At 37.4% G+C, this 19,334-nt stretch carries 18 protein-coding genes and 1 pseudogene; 7 read left to right on the plus strand and 12 right to left on the minus strand.

The features are described from left to right. The 3 genes and pseudogenes from E1140_RS21450 to E1140_RS09165 all read left to right on the plus strand — a co-directional run. Positions 1-1,186: pseudogene (locus E1140_RS21450) on the plus strand (hypothetical protein); the annotation flags it as partial. A 131-nt stretch (positions 1,187-1,317) separates the two neighbouring features. Beyond that, complete coding sequence (locus E1140_RS09160; RefSeq protein ID WP_155182133.1) at positions 1,318-3,336, plus strand: OmpA family protein; 2,019 nt, start codon at positions 1,318-1,320, stop codon at positions 3,334-3,336. Positions 3,337-3,348: 12 nt separating this feature from the next. Beyond that, entirely contained in the window at positions 3,349-4,026 is a 678-nt protein-coding gene (locus E1140_RS09165) for an OmpA family protein (RefSeq protein WP_155182136.1), read from the plus strand. On the opposite strand, the gene E1140_RS09170 is transcribed toward E1140_RS09165, so the two are convergent. Next, the gene (locus E1140_RS09170) at positions 4,023-4,901 is read right to left on the minus strand and encodes a hypothetical protein (RefSeq protein ID WP_155182139.1); all 879 of its coding nucleotides are present in this window, start codon (positions 4,899-4,901) and stop codon (positions 4,023-4,025) included. The two genes, E1140_RS09165 and E1140_RS09170, sit on opposite strands and share 4 nt — an antisense overlap. Positions 4,902-5,164: 263 nt before the next feature. Here E1140_RS09170 and E1140_RS09175 point away from each other — a divergent pair, with 263 nt between their 5' ends. The 3 genes from E1140_RS09175 to E1140_RS09185 all read left to right on the plus strand — a co-directional run bounded on the left by E1140_RS09175 (position 5,165) and on the right by E1140_RS09185 (position 9,902). Beyond that, on the plus strand, positions 5,165-5,518 hold the full coding sequence (locus tag E1140_RS09175) for a hypothetical protein (protein ID WP_155182142.1): 354 nt from the start codon (positions 5,165-5,167) through the stop codon (positions 5,516-5,518). A 91-nt stretch (positions 5,519-5,609) separates the two neighbouring features. Then, positions 5,610-8,735, plus strand: a complete 3,126-nt coding sequence (locus tag E1140_RS09180) for an AsmA family protein (RefSeq protein WP_155182146.1) — start codon at positions 5,610-5,612, stop codon at positions 8,733-8,735. Positions 8,736-8,912: 177 nt separating this feature from the next. Then, on the plus strand, positions 8,913-9,902 hold the full coding sequence (locus E1140_RS09185) for an energy transducer TonB (RefSeq protein WP_246202756.1): 990 nt from the start codon (positions 8,913-8,915) through the stop codon (positions 9,900-9,902). Positions 9,903-9,963: 61 nt separating this feature from the next. Here E1140_RS09185 and E1140_RS09190 read toward each other — a convergent pair whose 3' ends face one another. Together E1140_RS09190 and E1140_RS09195 are read right to left on the minus strand one after the other, a co-directional pair. Further along, positions 9,964-10,221 carry a hypothetical protein gene (locus E1140_RS09190; RefSeq protein WP_155182149.1) on the minus strand — a complete coding sequence of 86 codons (258 nt, stop codon included), beginning with the start codon at positions 10,219-10,221 and terminating at the stop codon, positions 9,964-9,966. A 62-nt stretch (positions 10,222-10,283) separates the two neighbouring features. After that, complete coding sequence (locus E1140_RS09195) at positions 10,284-10,910, minus strand: 2OG-Fe(II) oxygenase (protein WP_155182152.1); 627 nt, start codon at positions 10,908-10,910, stop codon at positions 10,284-10,286. Between the two features lie 95 nt (positions 10,911-11,005). Here E1140_RS09195 and E1140_RS09200 point away from each other — a divergent pair, with 95 nt between their 5' ends. After that, positions 11,006-11,455 (plus strand): LEA/WHy family protein, encoded by a 450-nt coding sequence (locus tag E1140_RS09200; RefSeq protein ID WP_155182154.1) that lies wholly within the window; start codon positions 11,006-11,008, stop codon positions 11,453-11,455. On the opposite strand, the gene E1140_RS09205 is transcribed toward E1140_RS09200, so the two are convergent. From E1140_RS09205 to E1140_RS09245, 9 genes are all read right to left on the minus strand, one after another. After that, positions 11,452-12,750, minus strand: a complete 1,299-nt coding sequence (locus tag E1140_RS09205; protein ID WP_221412667.1) for an OmpA family protein — start codon at positions 12,748-12,750, stop codon at positions 11,452-11,454. The genes E1140_RS09200 and E1140_RS09205 overlap by 4 nt on opposite strands. 74 nt (positions 12,751-12,824) lie before the next feature. Continuing rightward, positions 12,825-14,198: a formimidoylglutamate deiminase gene (gene hutF, locus E1140_RS09210; protein ID WP_155182160.1), complete on the minus strand. Its 1,374-nt coding sequence runs from the start codon at positions 14,196-14,198 to the stop codon at positions 12,825-12,827. Then, positions 14,198-15,007 carry an N-formylglutamate amidohydrolase gene (locus E1140_RS09215; protein ID WP_155182162.1) on the minus strand — a complete coding sequence of 270 codons (810 nt, stop codon included), beginning with the start codon at positions 15,005-15,007 and terminating at the stop codon, positions 14,198-14,200. The genes hutF and E1140_RS09215 overlap by 1 nt, the downstream gene beginning before the upstream one ends. Beyond that, positions 14,998-15,267 (minus strand): hypothetical protein, encoded by a 270-nt coding sequence (locus E1140_RS09220; RefSeq protein ID WP_155182165.1) that lies wholly within the window; start codon positions 15,265-15,267, stop codon positions 14,998-15,000. The genes E1140_RS09215 and E1140_RS09220 overlap by 10 nt, the downstream gene beginning before the upstream one ends. Next, on the minus strand, positions 15,260-16,342 hold the full coding sequence (locus E1140_RS09225; RefSeq protein ID WP_155182168.1) for a glycoside hydrolase family 3 protein: 1,083 nt from the start codon (positions 16,340-16,342) through the stop codon (positions 15,260-15,262). The genes E1140_RS09220 and E1140_RS09225 overlap by 8 nt, the downstream gene beginning before the upstream one ends. A 1-nt stretch (position 16,343) precedes the next feature. Continuing rightward, the gene (locus tag E1140_RS09230; RefSeq protein ID WP_155182171.1) at positions 16,344-17,618 is read right to left on the minus strand and encodes a D-alanyl-D-alanine carboxypeptidase; all 1,275 of its coding nucleotides are present in this window, start codon (positions 17,616-17,618) and stop codon (positions 16,344-16,346) included. A gap of 27 nt (positions 17,619-17,645) precedes the next feature. Further along, on the minus strand, positions 17,646-18,158 hold the full coding sequence (locus E1140_RS09235) for a DinB family protein (protein WP_155182174.1): 513 nt from the start codon (positions 18,156-18,158) through the stop codon (positions 17,646-17,648). Positions 18,159-18,237: 79 nt separating this feature from the next. Next, positions 18,238-18,843, minus strand: coding sequence for a thioredoxin family protein (locus E1140_RS09240; RefSeq protein WP_155182177.1), 606 nt, complete (start codon positions 18,841-18,843; stop codon positions 18,238-18,240). Between the two features lie 13 nt (positions 18,844-18,856). After that, the coding region (locus tag E1140_RS09245) for a TlpA family protein disulfide reductase (protein ID WP_246202758.1) at positions 18,857-19,334 on the minus strand (478 nt) is incomplete at its 5' end.

Here is a 19,334-nt window from a genome sequence, read left to right on the forward strand (position 1 = left end):
AAGAGGTTATTTTAAGCTTGTATCCGAAGATTATTTTAACACCGTATATCCTGACATTGGCTTTGATTCATTATCAAGAAATTATTCTCTTGAACTATATGGAAGACCTAGGAGCAATCTAAATGTGGAGATAGGTGGTGCAATAGCATCACGAAACATTAGTCAAATATTTCTAGGTGCTGAATTCTACTATTTCAATAACTATCTACTCAAAACCAGTATGAATTTTTATTCTGGGAGTTTCTATAAATCGGCACAGCTAAGATCCCGACTGTACATGGCATGGCCTTTTCAGTTCTATATCGAGCCTGAATTAACTTATAATAATTTTGATTTTTTAAATTCAGATGATATTTTCATTGATGATGATTCTCCAAATATCCTTGATAGAACAGACCGAAAATACGGTCTAAATGTCGGTATCCCGCTCGGCAATAAATTAAAAACCGTACTATCAGGTGCTTTTATTAACAATTTTGATCAATATGGAAATAATGTCGGCATAACATCTAGTGACACTTTAGATTTATTAAAACTCAGAGGGTTCAGAGCTGGAATTTCTTTAGGCAGAAATAACTTTAATCGAAAACAGTATGCCAATGAAGGAAAAGGACTTAAAATCTCACTAGATTATTTTTCTATTGAAGAAGATTATAAACCAGGCACCACATCATCTAGTTTTAGTTATACGGATCAAAATGAATGGTTTAAATTCTCAATTAAGTGGGAGCAGTTTTTTAAGAAAAACAGATGGAGTACTGGCTATTCTTTTGATGGCGTTTATTCAGGACAAGGCTATTTTGCTAATTACAATGGCACATTGATTAACCTCCCCTCATTTAACCCTCTTCAGGATAGCAAATCACAATTCTTACCAAATTTTAGGGCCTACAGCTTCGCTGCCATGGGTATAAAAAATATCCTATCGCTCCGATCAAATCTTGACTTCAGGTTAGAGGGTTATGCATTCAAACCATTTCAAACACTCGCTCAAGAGGATGACTTGCTGGTTAAAAAAGAAAACACTGAAGATGTGTTTTTTGTAGGGTCTTCTTCACTTGTATTACACAGCCCTGTTGGTCCAATCTGTTTGGCTCTTAATTATTATGACCAGGAAAACATCAGGTTTGGTGTTTTACTGCATGTAGGATTTTTGCTATATAATGACTCCTCAATGGGTCGATAAAACCCTACTTACTGATTAAAGCAGTCTGAGTTTGTAAATAGGACATCAATTAAGAAGTAAGAAATTGGAATGAAAGTGGTTTTTTTCTATGTTTACCCCCATAAAACCGACACATCATCATCTCTAACAAAATGAGAAAACTTTTACTGTTCCTCTACCTGATATTATCTGTACAATTATCTAATGCTCAGGTAGTTCAATGGGCATCAGAAGTACTAGAATTTTCTTCTGAATTAACACCGGTACAATACTCTGCTCAGCAACTTTTAGGCAAACCAAATGTACTACCTGCAGGTGGCGAAAACCCTAATGCCTGGACACCCGAAAGAGCTAACAGAAAGGAGTTCATAAAAGTTGGATATGCCAATCCCATCCAGATACAACAAATTGCCATTGCCGAATCATATAATGCCAGTGCTATTTTTAAAGTGTTTGCCTACGATGAGGATGGAACTGAGCATTTGATCAATACATTTAGCCCAAGACCTATCCCTCTTAAAGGGCGTATGCTTAATGTGTTTGTTGAGATGACGCCATATAAGGTAAAGGCCGTCAAAATAGAATTTGATGGCGCTGCAGTACCTGAATATTACAGTATAGACGCGATAGCCATTTCTGATTCAAATATTCCGATCATAGCTTCTATTGATATTCCTGAGTTCATCAATCCTGATATCTCAAAAGAGCGCTTAGATGAAAATGTGAATAGTAAGTACAAAGAGTTTAAACCATTATTGTCTCCAGATGGACAGACGTTGTATTTCTCAAGAAAGAATCATCCAGAAAACATTGGTGGAGAAGATGATAATGAGGATATCTGGTATTCAGAAAAAGACGCTGATGGTAACTGGCAGTTGGCTAAGAATATGGGTTCTGAGCTTAATAACGCTGGGCCGAATTATGTTAGTTCGGTAACACCAGATGGTAAATCAGTGCTATTGGTTTTGGGTAATCAATACCTTGAAAATGGTAAAATGGCAGCAGGAGTAAGCATAAGCTCTAATGCTAGTGGCAATTGGTCAAAGCCGACAGCCATACAAATTGAAAACGACTACAATTATTCTGAAAAGGCAAACTTTTATCTTGCCAATAGCCGTAAGGCATTATTAATGTCCGTGATGCGAGAAGACTCAAATGGAGGTCGAGACCTCTATGTTAGTTTTTTAAACGCAGATAGCACCTGGACTGAGCCTTTAAACCTTTCAAATAAAGTTAACACGGCTGGAGAAGAATCATCCCCATTCTTGGCATCAGATGATAAAACTTTATATTTCTCCTCAGATGGCTATAGTGGTTTCGGATCAAGTGATATATATATGACCAAAAGGCTAGACGATACATGGACAAACTGGTCTGAACCAGAAAACTTGGGACCAACGATTAACTCGCAATACGAAGATCTCTTTTTTAACATTCCTGGTAACAGTGACTTTGCATATTACTCTCAGGGCGTTAATGAAGATGATTTAGATATTTTCCGCGTGGCCCTTCCAGTATTAAAAAGACCAGAACCTGTTATTTTAGTTAAGGGAAAACTGATAGATGCTAAGACAGGAAAGCCAATTGAAGCCAAAATTATTTATGAAAGATTATCTGATGGCAAGGAAATTGGTATAACTAGCTCAAATGCAACTACAGGAGAATATGAATTGTTGCTCCCTGCAGGCGAGGTTTACGGTATTAGAGCAGAAGCTGACGGTTTTATTGCAGAAAACATCAAAGTTGATCTGAGGAATTTTACCGCAGATGGAGATCATACTTTAGATCATAAAGATTTGAAATTAGTGCCTATAGAAGTGAAAGCCACGGTAACATTGAACAATGTATTCTTTGACTTTGACAAAGCAGTATTGAAGTCAGAATCTTTTGCAGAATTGAATAGAGTGGCTGAGTTAATGAAAAAAGAAACTAAGATGAAAATTGAGATCGCAGGTCATACAGATAATATTGGTACTAAAGAATATAATAAACAGCTATCTCTTAGAAGAGCTAATGCCGTTAAAAACTATCTGGTTGAAAAAGGAATTGATTCAGAAAGGATACCTACTGTTGGTTATGGAGAAGAAAAACCAGTTGCTACCAATGATGATGAAGTTGATGGTCGCGAGTTAAATAGAAGAGTAGAGTTTACAATAGTAAAGAATGATTAACTTATAAATGTTATGAAAATAAGGGTTGTTTTATTTTTATTGGCTTCATTAGTTACAACAAGTGTACTTTCACAAGATGAGGAGGCGGTTGTAGTTAATGCAATAATAATAGATGCCAATACCAAAGAGCCTGTCTCATCAAAAATTAAGTATGAAAGCCTACCTTATGGAAGTAAAATAGGAGTTTTTTCTGGTGATAATTTTACCTTTAATATGGAAGGAGGTAACGATTACATGATTGTGGTTAATTCTGATGGCTACAGTGCTTACACAGAAACCATAAAAGTTACAGATGCCACTAACGGAACTATAGAGAAAATTATCGAGCTAAAGCAAAATGGACTTAATAGACTCATTCGTTTAGAGAAACTGATTTTTGCCTTAGGTAAGGCGGATATTTCACCTGAATCTCATGAAGAATTGGATGAGATTGTTAATATGATGAGTACTAATGAATCAATGAGTATACAATTGGAAGGTCACACAGACTTTAGAGGAAATGCGAAGCAGAACCTGAAGTTATCTGAACGCAGAGTAGAAGCAGTCAAAAACTACCTTGTAAGCAAGGGAATTGATAAGAGAAGAATTAAAACTAAAGCTTTTGGGGGGACTCAGCCACTGTCTAGGGCAAATGATAATGAGTCTAGAATGAACAACAGAAGGGTTGAGGTAAGAATTCTTACTAATTAGCGAGAAGCGACAATATCCTTTGTTCTGATAAAACTACCAACCCGATTTATAGAAACTGACTTGATCTCGTCATTCAGAGATTTATCATTCATTATGGCCTGAGCCAAGACAATTCCAAACTCAACGATTCTTTCAGAATGATAAAATACTGTTGACTTTTCTAACAAGTCTAGTGTAAAAAGGATATCTCCATTATTGAAAGTATCGACAGCACGATTATAGTACTGTAAACCAACAAGTTTATTCAAATCAACAGCATTGTGGATTTTAGTATTGAAAGCATATTCAGTAACACTCGAAGCGTTGTTCTTGTCATCATATTCAGCTAAACGTTCTTCGATTTCACGCTGATTATATACAAACCCGTTAAGCGCATCAGTTGATTCTATTAAATACCTTTTTTCTGCAGATAATACTTCGAGATAAATGTGATAGTTGGTTTCAACAACCTTTGTTTTAAACCCTAACTCGTTCAACAGCAGAGCATATAATGTTGTTGCGGAAAGACAGTCATAATCACCCGTGTCAAATACTTGAGTTAGCGGACTATACTGCTCATAGTTTTTAAGCACTTTTCTATGGACTCTGTAAAATAACCATGACAAATACTTTTGATCCGAATTAGCCTTGCCTAGTTTCTCTTTTGCCTCAGTAACTAGAGATTCGAATTTAGCATGATACTCATTGGCCATAGTAGAAGAAACATTCTCGTCTACCATCAATTGTAAATCCAATAATTGGCCATTTTTACCTTTGACAAATTGATTGAAATTTGTTCTCTCATAGTCAGAATGAAAAACGAGATTATCAACACCCTGACCTATTAGCAGATTGCTTAAGGCTGTTAGTAATAATATGATGGTAACTCTTCTCATTGTGCTTCCACACTACATTCTCTTGTTAACATTAAGGTAACATTAAATTAACATTAAAACGAAATTATTGATGCAAGAATTAGTCAAACCACGTCCTCTGTAATGATTTATTAACAAATAAGGCTTTTAATTCAACAAAATAGCTCAAGTTAATTAACCCTCATGCGGTTGTTAACATTGAGGTAACATTGCATTCTCCTTAGTTAAAAAGTCAAAAGGATTGAACAATCTTTAACCTGACGCACCGTTATCTTTTCACATAAATGAAAAAATTATTGCTGTTATTATTAGTTGTTGGTTGTGCAGAGGCTGATCTGGAATCGGGTATGGCAGGCGAGTGGCAAATTACCTGGATTATGGATGAAGGTTCAAGAACGGGTAGTTTAATCCTAAATGATAATCATACCGGGCAAATAAATTTGGAAGAAGATACACATTCCCCCATTCTGCCCCATGCCGAACAAATTGAGGTTGAATGGGTGCAAACTAGTGATGCCTTAACGCTAACAAGGCAAGACAACGGATTTGTACTTAATTATCAGTTCAAAAGTAAAACTACAAATAGCATTGATCTAAGCTTTGCAGGTGATATTAACATATTGCTGATCAGACAATAACACTTGCTTTATCTACACTTTTAAATATCCAATAATAGTTTATTAAATTTGGTAAGGAATAAACCTTAATCCATTCAGTAACCATTATCAAATGAAAAAGCTACTTATCACATTTGGCGTTATTATAGTTATCATTTTGGCAGCCGCATTTATTATCCCCATTGCCTTTAAGGACGATATAAAAGCTGTTATTGATGAAGCCCTTGCAGAATCAGTAAATGCTGATATAGTCTGGGATACCGATGATTTCTCAATATCTCTGTTTACAAATTTTCCTAATGCCACCGCGGGACTAAATAATTTTGGAGTTATTAATAGAGAGCCGTTTGCTGGTGAAATACTTTTTGCGGTAGAAAAGTTTGAGGTAGAAATAGACATTATGAGTCTTTTTGGCGATCAGATTAAAATCAATGGTATAGAGCTAGATAAGCCCGAAATAAATGTTATCGTTTTAGAAGATGGTTCTGCCAATTATGACATTGCCATAGCTACTGAAGAAGAAGTGGTTGAGGAGTCGGTTTCTGATGAGCCAGCTAAGTTTAACGTAGGCATCAATCACTGGGCTATCACTAACGGTCACCTGGTATATGATGATGCTACACTTCCCTTTAAAATGGAGCTGAAAGGACTAAACCATAGTGGAAGTGGGGACTTTAACCAGGACATGTTTGATCTATCCACCTCAACAGGTATTGACAGTGTTTCCGTTAATTTTGATGGTGTAGAGTACCTAACTGATAAAAGCTTTAACGCAGATATTGTAATGTCTATCAGTGACAACTACGGTCGCTATACTTTCAAAGAAAATAATATTGGACTCAATGACTTCACCCTTGGTTTTGATGGCTTTTTAGCTTTAAATGAAGACGGGAGCATGGATATGGATCTGACTTATGGAGCTAAGGAAACCTCCTTCAAAAGCCTTTTATCACTAGTGCCTGGTATTTATACTGCAGATTTTGGAAGCATTGAAACAGCAGGAAACCTTTCATTTAATGGTCTTGTAAAAGGCAAATATTCTGAAGAGGTAATGCCCGCATTTAACCTTGCGCTGCAAGTAAATGAGGCCATGTTTAAATATCCTGATCTACCAACAGCCATCTCTAATATCAGTATGGATTTGGCGATTATCAATGACGATGGTGTAATAGATAATACCATGGTCAACCTGAAGCAATTCCATATGGATTTTGGTAACAACCCTTTCGATGCTAAAATGGTAATTAGTAATCTGGTTGATTACAATATGGATGCTAATGTAAAAGGGCAGCTGAACTTAGCTGAGCTTAGCTCTATGTTCCCAATGGAGGGTATGAGCATGAAAGGAACTTATGCCATTGACCTGTCAGCAAAAGGAACTTATGATAGCATTAGTGGCAAAACACCTATCATAAATACCACCATGAGCATGAAAGATGGTTATGTAAAAACAGCCGATTTACCCTATGCACTTGAAGATTTAAAGTTTGCTGCAGAAATCATGAGCCCAACTGGTTTAATGAAAGATTTTAAGGCCGTTGTTAAAGACTTTGGTATGACCATGGATGGCGAGCCATTTGGCGCAAGTTTAGAATTCTGGAACCTGGATAATTATAACTGGAATGTTAATGCCAATGGAGGAATTGACCTAGAGAAAATCACAAAAGTATTTCCACTTGAAGGGATGACACTTGCGGGAGTTGTTAGAGCAGACCTTTCTACCTCAGGTAATATGACCGATCTGGATGCAGAACGTTATGACAAACTACCAACCAGTGGCAATGTATCCATCAATAATTTCAAATATATAGACAGTGAACTTCCTTATGAAGTAACCATCGCATCAGCTAAAGCATCATTTGATCCTAGGCAAATGGCGCTGGAGAGCTACTCTGGAACAGTTGGTAAAAGCGACATTGCCATGAATGGTTCTATCACCAACTACATAGGCTATTTGTTTGGTGAAAATGAGACCTTAAGAGGAAACCTTAATTTGAGTTCTAATTTACTGGACCTAAACGAATTTATGTCAGATGAGGAAGTGGCCACAGAGGAAACTGATGAAACCCCAGAAGAAAGTATGGGCGTGGTTGAAGTGCCTAAAGACATTGAATTTATAATGACTTCAGATATTAAAACTGTGGCTGTTATGGATATGTCAATAACCAATGCTAAAGGAAAGATTGTAGTCAGAAATGGTATTGTTAATCTTGATGGGTTGAATTTCAATCTGCTTGAAGGTGTATTTGCCATGAGCGGATCTTATGATCCTACGGATCTTGAAAAGCCAAAATATGATTTCAAATTCAAAGTAGATGACCTATCCTCTCAAAAAGCTTTTGAAACCTTCTCTATTGTGCAATCTTATTTCCCAATTGCAAAAAATGTAAATGGGAAGCTTTCTACTGATTTTAATGTTAGCGGCTTATTGGATCAGGAAATGTTCCCTGATATGGGTACAGTCAATGGTGCCGGACTAGTAAATCTTGCGCAGGCGAAAGTGCTTAATTCCAACTTACTAAAAGGGATAGGCAGTACTGCGAGTATTAGCTCGCTAAGTGCAGATGAAATTGATATTAAGGACATTTTAATGAATGTATCGATTGAGGATGGCAAAGTAAATGTCAAGCCCTTTGATCTCAGTTTAGGCGGTTATAAAGCCAATGTTGGTGGTTCTTCAACCTTGGCTGGCGGCTTGGACTTTAATTTAAAAATGGATGTACCAGCAGGCAAGTTAGGAAGTGCCGCTAATGATCTTGTGGCTAAATACACAGGAGGCTCAAACAGTGGTAGTTCCGTTATTCCATTGACCTTTGGTATTGGTGGAACTTATGACGAACCTACTTATAAACTAAAAGGTGCTGGTTCAAATGTTAAAGCCACCGATGTAGCTAAGGTAGTGGCGAAGGAGGCCGTTGAAGAGAAACTTGGCGTTGATCTGGATGAAGAAAAGGAAAAACAGCGCGAGAAAATTATGGCTGACGCTAAAAAGCAAGCTGATAGACTAATTGCTGAAGGTAAAGCTGCTGCTGATAAGGTTCGTGAAGAAGGTAATGCACAAGCTGACAATTTAATTAAGGAGGCAGGTAGCAACCCGATTAAAAAGAAGGTAGCAGAAGTGGCAGCAAAGAAATTACGTTCTGAAACAGACGAAAAGGCTGCTAAGATAGAAGCTGAGAGCAAGGAAAAAGCGGATAAGCTATTAGCAGAAGCACAGAAAAAGGCTGATGCCGTCTAAACTTAATTTATAACTAATAAAAAAGCATGGCTTAAAACGGTCATGCTTTTTTTTGGTTATTATAAATTGTAGTTAGAAATTATTGCTTTTCAAAAAACTAGAATTCATTATTTGACATTGATAAGTCACAATTATTTAGGTAATTGTAAAATACTTTAATTCTTTCCTAACCAGTTTATGAAGTATTCATTGATATCATTACTTCTTTTCATATCTGCTTACTCATTTGGGCAAGAAAGAATTATAAGTGCAAGAATAATTGACCAGCAAAGTTCAGCTCCCGTATCAGGTGCACAGGTTAAACTTGCCAGTTCTTCTTTTTCGAGTACTAGTAACTTTTTAGGTTATTTTCAAGTCTGGGCCAACACAGGAGATACTCTTATTATCTCACACCCAAGTTATATACTAACCAATATGATTATTCCCAATGTTGAAACATTTCAAATAACATTAGACCCCAAATACATTGACTTAAAAAATCTATCTCTCGAGGGTTATCCGGTAGACCCAACAATTACAAAACTATCTTTACCTGAAACCTTAAATGATTCTGTCAACATTGCAAAATATGAAACAGGCTGGCAAAGGTTTTATACAGAATTAGGAAATGCCATTGCCAATAACCCTTCATTTATTGAACTCGAAAAAGAGTTTGATTATGATCTTCAGTTTACAATTTCAAATAAAGGATTAATAGAAAACTTAGGACTAATAAGTAGTGATTCAGTTAGTTCATTAGAATATGATTTATTCAGTTCGAGCATAAAGAGTTTAAAGCCATGGAAACCAGCAGAGATTAACAATTTGCCTATTTCGCAACATTTTACATTAAATATTTTAATGGGTAAAGAAATATTCATGGTTGTAGAAAATCCCGCTACACCTCAAGGTGGATATCAGGGCTTCTATAAATATGTTGCCAAGTCACTACAATATCCGGAACAAGCCAGGAAAGAAAAAATTGAGGGTAAGGTATATGTACAGTTCGTTGTTGACAAAGATGGCTCATTAACAGATATTGAAGCTGTCAGAGGCATTGGTAGTGGTTGTGATGAAGAAGCTGTTAGAATTGTACAGTACGCCCCAAAATGGAGCCCTGCGGCTCAAAGGGGTATGCCTGTAAAACAAAGAATTATATTGCCTATTACATTTATACTGGATAAATAGTAAGAATGGGCTCTTTAACTTTCTATGAAAGTAATAGCTGAAAGCAAATTTCATTTATCCTTCAGCAAACCTTGCCACCTCCATCTTTTCTCACTAAACAGGCATCAGCTCCCAGAGATTGTGTATAACTAAGATCGCTCTGATAAGTCCTTAGAAATTTAAATACTTGCTCGGCCCCTTTAATCTCTGTCTCATTTTCTCTTAAGAATGACTCACCTTGGTCAATATCAATTTGCTTGTGAGCTGCAGACATATCCAGTAGTGCTTCCTTAATCCTTTCTCCTAAAGGGTCATTGGCGTTCTTGTGTAAATACAGCATGCGGTTACAGTTCTTTTATTCTTAACCCATTAATGAGGTAAAATGATTCCCTATAGTGGCTATTATAAAAAGCTCAAATCAATATATTGGTCGAGCATCCAACCGGTAAGGCTGTACCTATTGGCGTGACACACCAGCACCTCGTGTTCTACAACATCACTTCTAAAACATACCAATCGGCCTGCTGTTGGTGCAATATCTAAAATGCCATCAGGCAAAAACATTCTTAGCTCTCCTCCATCTTCAGGCTGCCAGTTAACATTGAGGTAGCAGATAAAAGATATCTTCCTGTGGCCGCTCTTATTAAACTGGTCTAGATGCTTTTTGTAAAACGCCCCAGGAGGATAAATAGTAAAATGCGTTTCGTATTCCTTAATCCCTAAAAAGCATGTTCTATTCAAAAAATCCTTTACAGCATCAATCCTATTGAGAAAAACCTGTGTAGGTGATTTAGCATTATCATTTTCAATCCACTTAATAAGATCCTTCCGCACAGACTGATCAACAGTTTTATTATCTGAATCTCCGATAGCAGCCCTTTTAAATTTTCCATCCTTTTTATGAATGTCAAATACATTTAAGACAGCATCAATTTCTTCTGCTGACAGAAAGTTATCGATAATGGCATAATCCTGCTCGGCCAATTGGTCGGCAATCTGATCTAGCTGACGTTCTTGAAGTTTCGGCAATGTTTTAATATTTAAAATAAGCTGGCGCGATTTACAAATAAAATTGGTATGATTATAGCACAACCTTGTATTTAATTCTCACGTCAGATAAAAGCATGCAAAGATTCATATTAATTTCAGCGCTAACACTTCTAATATTTTCTTGTACCCGACCAGAAGAGGCTCCTAAATTCAAAAGAATAGGTGATATAAAAGTGAACAAAGTGACTGGAAAAGAAGCTTTGCTAAATGCGAATGCCTACTTCTACAATCCTAATGATGTCAATATGACATTAAGAAAGGTAAATGTTGATGTGATATTGGAGGGGAAAAAGATTGGAACCATTAATCAGTCGAAGCGAACTAAAATACCTGCACTGTCTAATTTTACGGTTCCTGTAGATGCTACTTTCAACATAGGAGATGTGGGCATGCTAAAAAGCATAATGAGTGTTTTGGGGGGCAAAAAGATGCATGCTCAATATAAAGGGTACATTAAGGCTTCAGTTCATGGTATACCTGTGAAGGTTCCGATAGACTATGAAGAGGATATTCGATTGCGCTAATTGACCAAAAAGAATTCAACCCTTCGGTTTCTAGCTCTACCATGCTCCGTGTCGTTATTACCTATAGGCAGGGTTTCTCCATGAAAATTGATAACCATCAAGTTTTTCGGAACACCCAGATCTAGCAGTATTTGAGCTACGGCCTTCGACCTGTTTTCTGAAAGCTCTTCATTATATACATGACTCCCCCAATCATCTGTGTGGCCAATCAATTCGAGTTTAGCATTTTTTGCAGCCTTCCATTCGTTAAACATGCTAACAATAGCGCTTCTTGCCTCTGATGTTATAGAATATTTATCAAATTCGAATTCTATTTGACCTAACAATGTCTTCTTTGGTATTTTAATTTCCTTTAATTCGTATTCTGGAATTATTTCTGTTTTTTTTGATTGCACCTTTTGTGCGAAGTCATTTCTTTTAAAGTGCTCTGCCAATTCAACAACTATTTCTCCCGAGCTCTGAAATGAACCTGCCTCAAGAAACACTCCTGAATCAAGGATATCATCACCCACATCAGCAATTGCTAATTTTATGTGATATACCTGATTAGGAATCACTTTGTAGTGGGCTGTGAGCACCGTAGTGAAGCCATCAAATTGAGTATCATACTTTGGCGGAACCTCCTCTTGAAGATATTTTTTGTTCAAAATCACTTTCCTATTCCTAACATCCCAAATGTATGGATCTGTGGTATTGTAGTAGGCGTTATCAATATAAAATTCACTATTTAAACCACTATTAACAGTATTCACTGTTATAGGAGTTACTCCATCAGGAAGTCGTGCTATATTAGTTTTGGTCATATTTGGTCCTGAAACAAAAAAACCAAATACATCATTAAACTTAGAACCCACGTACTCCAAATATTCCTCTGAGGCAAAAACATACCTGAATGACAGGTTTTCAGAAATGGTCACAAAATCAAACTCCAAGACGGAAGCATCCCAGGTTTTCCCACGTGCAATTGCTTCAAGTTCCTCATCTCCAGGAGCAAAACTTGCCCACCCGGACCTTGGTGTCTTGTTAGGACCTACGGCATAATAAGCATTGCCTGATGTAAGTAAAATTCCTTTGGAAATACCCACCTGACTTGTACTGTCTTCATAGATACTTATGGCGTGCTTTTCACCAGTGTATTTAACATCGCCTACTAGCACACCATTACCCAACAGTACTTTTTTAACCATGAAATCGGCAGTACGACTGGTATCTATAACAGTCTGAGCATTGGCGGCACCTATGCAAAAGGCACAGAAAACCACCATTGAGGCACAATATTTGAATAACCGTTTCAATAAATCTAACTTGGCGGAGACCATCAAGTTAACAAATTATTCTCAAATCTGGTTTCCGAAGGGTTTGAAGACGCTTATCTTACCCCAAGTGCATTCATTGTTTTCGCAAAATCAGCAGCAATTTCATCAGCTTTTAAATGGTTGTGATCCTTCACCACCCAGTCACCATTTACTATTGTACCTTTCACCCAACTACTATCTGATGCATAGACTATGGTCGATAATCTGTTCGATGAACAAGCCGTAGCCAGCAATGGTTTTTTAGCATCATAGACTACGGCATCTAGTGGCTGACCCACTTCAAAATAGGCTTGCCTTTGATTACCCATAGCAGCTCTTCCAGCTAACTGCGATTGTTTTATTGCGTATTCGCCACTATCATTTACTTTATGATCCACAAAGGTATTGCGCTGATGTGAGGTCAATCTTTGTCCATAATCTAGTATTCTGAGCTCTTCTAATGGATTAAGTCCAATATGACTATCTGTACCAATGGACCACCGGCCTCCAAGCTTTTGAAATTGCCTTAATGGAAAAATACCATCTCCTAAATTACCTTCCGTGCTTGGGCACAATACCACATGCGCATTGGCATTTGCAATACCCACCACTTCACTGTCTACTAAATGTGTGGCATGTACCAAATGATAGTTTTCAGAAACTTCAGCATTATCCAAAAGCCATTCGACAGGCCTTTTTCCAAGAAAAGACAAACAATCCTGTATTTCCTTCAGTTGCTCAGAAATATGAATATGAAAAGGAATAGCCATTTTATTATCAGCCAAAAAAGACTTGATCAATGATGGTTCAACTGCACGCAATGAATGGATACCATAGCCTAATGATGCACCATCATAATGAGTTGTCGCTTGCCTGGACGCTTCCAAAAGATTAAGATAATCGGCCTCGCTCTTTGAAATGAACCTCCGCTGTTTAACTTGAGGTTCCATTCCAAAGCCTCCTTTCTGGTAAAACATTGGCACCAATGTAATTTTAATACCTGCTTTCTTTGCTGCTGCAATTAGCCTCTCCCCGTGCTCGGCAATGTTATTATAGGGCTTGCCCTCAATATCGTGATGCAGATAATGAAACTCGGCTACATGGGTATATCCATGCCTCACCATCTCACTATAAAGCATTGTTGCTACTGTTTCAAGATCTTCTGGCTTCATAGTTAGGGCCAACTGATACATAGCCTCACGCCAGTTCCAAAAATCATCGGCCTCCGCTCCTGATTTATGCTTTTCGGCCAAGCCTGCCATGGCATACTGAAAAGCATGTGAGTGAGCATTTTGAAAACCTGGAATAGCATAACCATTAACAACCTCTGCTCCATCCTCTTTGCCGGAATGGATGTCGGTTATAATTCCCTTACTATCTACACTGACAGTCAAACCATCTTGCCAGCCATCATTTTGTAATAACCCAGAAAATTGAAAATGCTTCATTATAGAGAATCCATTACATTCAATAGTGATGAAAAGGTTGACTTTAGCATAGTTCGCATTTTTTCTGCTCGTTCACTATCATATTGCATCTCATCATCATCCATATAATTAATCTTAGTCATCTCTAGCTGCAAGCCGTGTTGCGCTTCATTAGGCTTACCAAAATACCGTGTCAAATGGCCACCTTTAAATGGAGTATTATGATTAACCTGAAGACTACTTTCTCGAAGCTTAACTAATGCAGCTTCAGACAATTTTATATTTGCACTTTTTTGATCATTATCTCCAAGAATTAGATCAGGAAAATTCTCCTTCCTAATGGTTGGGACATATTGTCGAATGGAATGGGAATCCCAAAAAAGTACTTTGCTAAACTCGGCTTTTAGATCATCTAATAAAGACTGAATTTTATGATAATAGGGCCAATAGTATACCTCCAGCCTTCGGTTTACTTCTGCCTGGTCAGGCTCCTTACCTTCCAAATAGATATTCTCACCAGCAAAAGTGGTTGTTGGTGTAAGTGCGGTAATAATTCTGCCATCGTCATATAAAGGCTGACTGTCAGGATCTCTATTCAAATCAATTACCCAGCGACTATACTCAGCACGAATCATAGTTATACCCATCTCTGAGGCAAAATCATAAAGCTGATGAACAAACCAATCCGTATCATCAGGAGCAGCAATTAGGTCTTGATTGTAGTTGTTTTTTATCTCATCTGGAAACTGAACCCCACAATGCGGCACTGATATAAGCACAGGAACTCTAGGTGACTTGGGTTGAATAATATTAAAAGGTGCTATTTGCATTTTGATAAAGCTAATTGTCGCTGCTTTTCAGCTTGTTCTAAGTTCTTCTGAGCTAAATCTCTTTGATGCATTGCTTCCTTCATCGCTTCCTCGGCTCTTGCTGCCTGAATAGCAGCCTCTTCTCTTGCTTCAATAGTCATTGCATGTTGCGCCACAGCCTCGGCCCTTGCTTGTTCAGCCAATGTCCTTTGGTAAAATGCAAATATGACACTACCCAAACTGACTACAACAAGCAGCCCAATTACAATATTCTTAACCATGGTATTTGGCTTTTAGTTTTACAATTCGCTGGTAGGATTCATCAATTCTACTCATTGGTATCTTGTCTTCTTTTACCAATTTTTTAATCAGGTTATGCACCGTATCAACCGTCCTATTTTCGCTTCCCTGTATATTATTAGAGAAAATAACTACATCAATACCCGCACTAATAGAAAGCTCTAATGCTTTTTCCAATCCATAATATTTAGTGATGGCATGCATCTGCATATCATCAGAAAATACAACTCCATCATATCCTAAATCCTTCCTTAACAAACCTGTGATTATTGATTTTGAAAGTGTCCCTGGCAGACCTTCCTTATCCAGTTTTTTATTCACAATATGAGCAGACATAACACCCTCTACCTCATTATTTTCCAACAGTTTTTTATAGGGTGTCAATTCCTTTTTATCCCAATAAGTGGTGACATCCGCTATGCCTAAATGCGTATCTGCTTTCGAACTTCCATGCCCAGGGAAGTGCTTCAACACACTTACTACTCCATATTTTCTCATCACCTCGGTTACAACCTGAGCGTGTAAGGCTACGCTGTCCGGGTCAGCAGAGTATGATCTTTTTGGCCTAGATATAACTGGATTACCATCCACTTTAATATCTACAACGGGAGCAAAGTTCACATTTATCCCAAGCCCTGCCAAAGTAGTTGCGGTCAATTCAGCATAAAATCTGGTGGTATCCAGGCTTGCAGTTTTACCTAAATATTCTGCATCAACAGATTTGGGGAAACTGTATTTTTCTTTAAGTCTGTTCACTAATCCGCCCTCCTGATCGATGGCCACAAATAATGGCAATGGAGCATCTGCATTTAAAGCATTGGTAAATTGCTTAAGTTCTACGTATGAATTTTTGGCATTTATATTCTTTTCAAAATAAATGACTCCTCCTACATTTCCTTTGTTAATATCTTCAATTAATGCTTTGTTTTCTGACGGTTGAGTACCGCTTACACCAACCATTAGCATTTGGCCTATCTTAAAATCAAGGCTGTCCTTTAACTGGGCTTTGCTGGAAAAAAATGTGCCGAATAATAGTAATCCTAAAAAATAACGCATGTCAATACTTTTGGTGAATCTCCCACAATATCTGCTCCATTTTTTTCTTAATAGGCGTTGAACTTGTAGGATAATTATTATTGATAAAACTAAAAATAAGCAATTTGCCTTTATTGGTAATCAAATAACCGCTAAGGCAGTGATTATTACTCAAAGTACCTGTTTTACCGTAAATGTACGGTGGATCTGACTTATAATAATTCTTTATTGTTCCTGACTCTCCACCAGTGGCTAGTAAAGGAAATAATGCTTCTCGCTCCTTCATAGCCAGTATTTCCTTCCATAACCAGACAATGCTTCTTGGTGTAATCAAATTATATCTAGACAACCCGCTGCCATCAACCCATCTGGGCATATCCGGTATTGCTATGAAGTAATTTTCCTTGATATAATCAATTCCAATATCTGTATCTAACGAGTCTGACACCAATCCTGCTATGGTGATCATGAGCTGCTCCGCTATGAAATTGTCACTCACCTGCATCATTACTTTATACAAAGTATCTGCAGGCAATCCATATAGTGTTTTATAACCATTAGCAAGAGGCATGTCTACATACCTTACCGTTCTTTTTAATGTATCTGATAGCAGACCAACAGTAATTAGTGGATTGCTCTTCACTGGCACATTCCTATCAACAGATTTATTTATGGCAGGAGTATAAACGAAAGCGTTGTTTTCATACAACCTGGAAATGCCGCTTTCTCTGGCCGAATCTCCCATCCAAAAATATTGCTTAAAAAACTTAGGCTCTACCGTGAGATAGGTAGATGTTTCAGGTTTTCTGGCCTTTAGATAATTTCCATATAATGGAAGTGAGCTGCGCTCAACAGCATAACTATAATCATAATCATCCCATGCCCAGCCATTGCCATAGTGCGATCCTGAGAAATTAGCATCTGAAAAATAGAGGTCCTTGCTGGCTGTTTTTAAAAAGTCATATGCCGGACTCTCAGGTAAATCTTTATAAAAAAGAGAAGGGTCACCACTACCCCAAAATATTAAGGAATCACCTTGTTCATGATAGTAAAGTGCGGGAATTTTATCTCCTATAGCCTTGAGGCTGCTGAATAGGGTTAATATTTTGGTGTTAGATGCAGGTATAAAATGCTTATCGGCATTATGAGAAATTAATGCTTTCCCTGTTTCAGCATCAACTACCAGCAGTCCGGCATGATGGCCAAACTCTTGCTCCATGGCATCCATTTCCTTGTAAAACCTAGAAGCTCCACAGGAACATAGTGTCAGAATTAAAATTGCCCCAATACATTTCATCAGGGCAATTTAACAATAGGGAATCAATTAAGAAAAATATCGCTCGTTGAGAATTCTTCTGTGGTGTGTTTCATGTCCTACAATAACAAAACCTATGGCTTGCACCGACATAGAACTGCCATTAGCCGTACCACTTCTTTTGAGCATATCGTCAGAAAAGCTACCAAAAAGATCCACCGTTGAAGCTCTCAGGTTATTATATTCTTCTATTATCTTATAAATTTTACGATTTGAGGCATTAGACTCAGGTGTCCAAAGCTGCTCATCGAAGCCCGGCAAGTCTGTTTTATCATTTCTAGAAAACCTTAAAGCTCTATATGCAAACACTCTTTCTGCATCTATTATGTGACTCAAAACTTCCTTGATAGTCCATTTGTCTGGCCCATATTTGTGATCACCAGAAGCTTCAGGTACAGATTTCATTAGCTCCACCATTTCGTTTCCACTGTTGATCAATGCCGGTATTAATTCATCATATTGAACTGCCTGAACATATTTCTGGTAGAATTCAGGAATTTCTGATAAAGGGGGTTTAGCCATTAGGGTTGTTAGTTTATGTTTAAACAAAAAAGTCGAATGGTTTCTTGTACCATTCGACTTCTTAATCTTTTATATTAAATTAAGCATCCTTCCACTTAATAGAGCAACCAATTGCTTTTGTCTTAGCCGTCTCGGGTTGCTTACCTGAAAGAAGAGCATCTACAGCATCTTCAAGATATTTCTTATCAGCGGCACTTGCATCACGGCTGTTATTATCAATAGCACCAATGTAGCTCAAGATGAACTTTCCGCTCTCTTTCTTAACCACAAATACATGAGGCGTATTAGTGGCACCAAATGCCTTAGCAACGGACTGATCAGTATCCTGAACATAGGCATGCTCATAGCCATGCTCCTTTGCATAATCTTTCATGGCTTGAAAACTATCATCTGGAGATTTCTGTGGATCATTCGCATTAATAGCAATAACCGGATATCCTTTAGATGCATATTTGGCATTTAAAGATTTTATTCTTTCTCTATACGCTTTAGAATAAGGACAAGTGTTACAATCAAAAATTAAAATCGCTCCATTACCTGCATATTTCGATAAGGTTATTGATTCCCCTTTCACACCTGTTAGTGTAAAATCTTTTACCGCATCACCTAACTCATAGGTGTCAGTAGTTGGTGTTCCGGCAAAGAAAAGTGCCAAAGCAAATACTGATAAAATTTTAGTCTTCATTTTTCTATTGATTTTATTTAGATAATCCTTCAATTAGTTTTTCAAGTTCGCCTTCTTTAAGCTCATGTTCTACAAAAGCCTTCTCACCAGTGGCATGATTTATAATTAATGTGGCAGGAATAGCACCAGACCATGAAGGCTCAACTTTATCTATCCAGGTGTTGCCGTCAATCTCGTCAAGTAAATAAACCTTTGACTTGATTTCTTTTCTGGCAACAAATTTTTTCACCTTCTCAATCTCTTGCACGTAATCAATACTAATCAGGTTTACATTAATCTTATCTTTTAATTCCTTTGCTGTCTGCTCAAAATAAGGAAGTTCCTTAACACAAGGTCCACACCATGTAGCCCAGAAATTAATTACTTCAATCTTCTCAGATTCTGCTTTTATCAAGTTGTCTAACCCAGCATATTTAATTACTTCGACCGACTGAGCATGGGTGTAGAAAGATGCAAGGATTAAAAGGATAATTGATGTAACTATTTTAACC

Source organism: Fulvivirga lutimaris (assembly GCF_009711525.1).
In the GTDB taxonomy this organism is placed as follows: domain Bacteria; phylum Bacteroidota; class Bacteroidia; order Cytophagales; family Cyclobacteriaceae; genus Fulvivirga; species Fulvivirga lutimaris.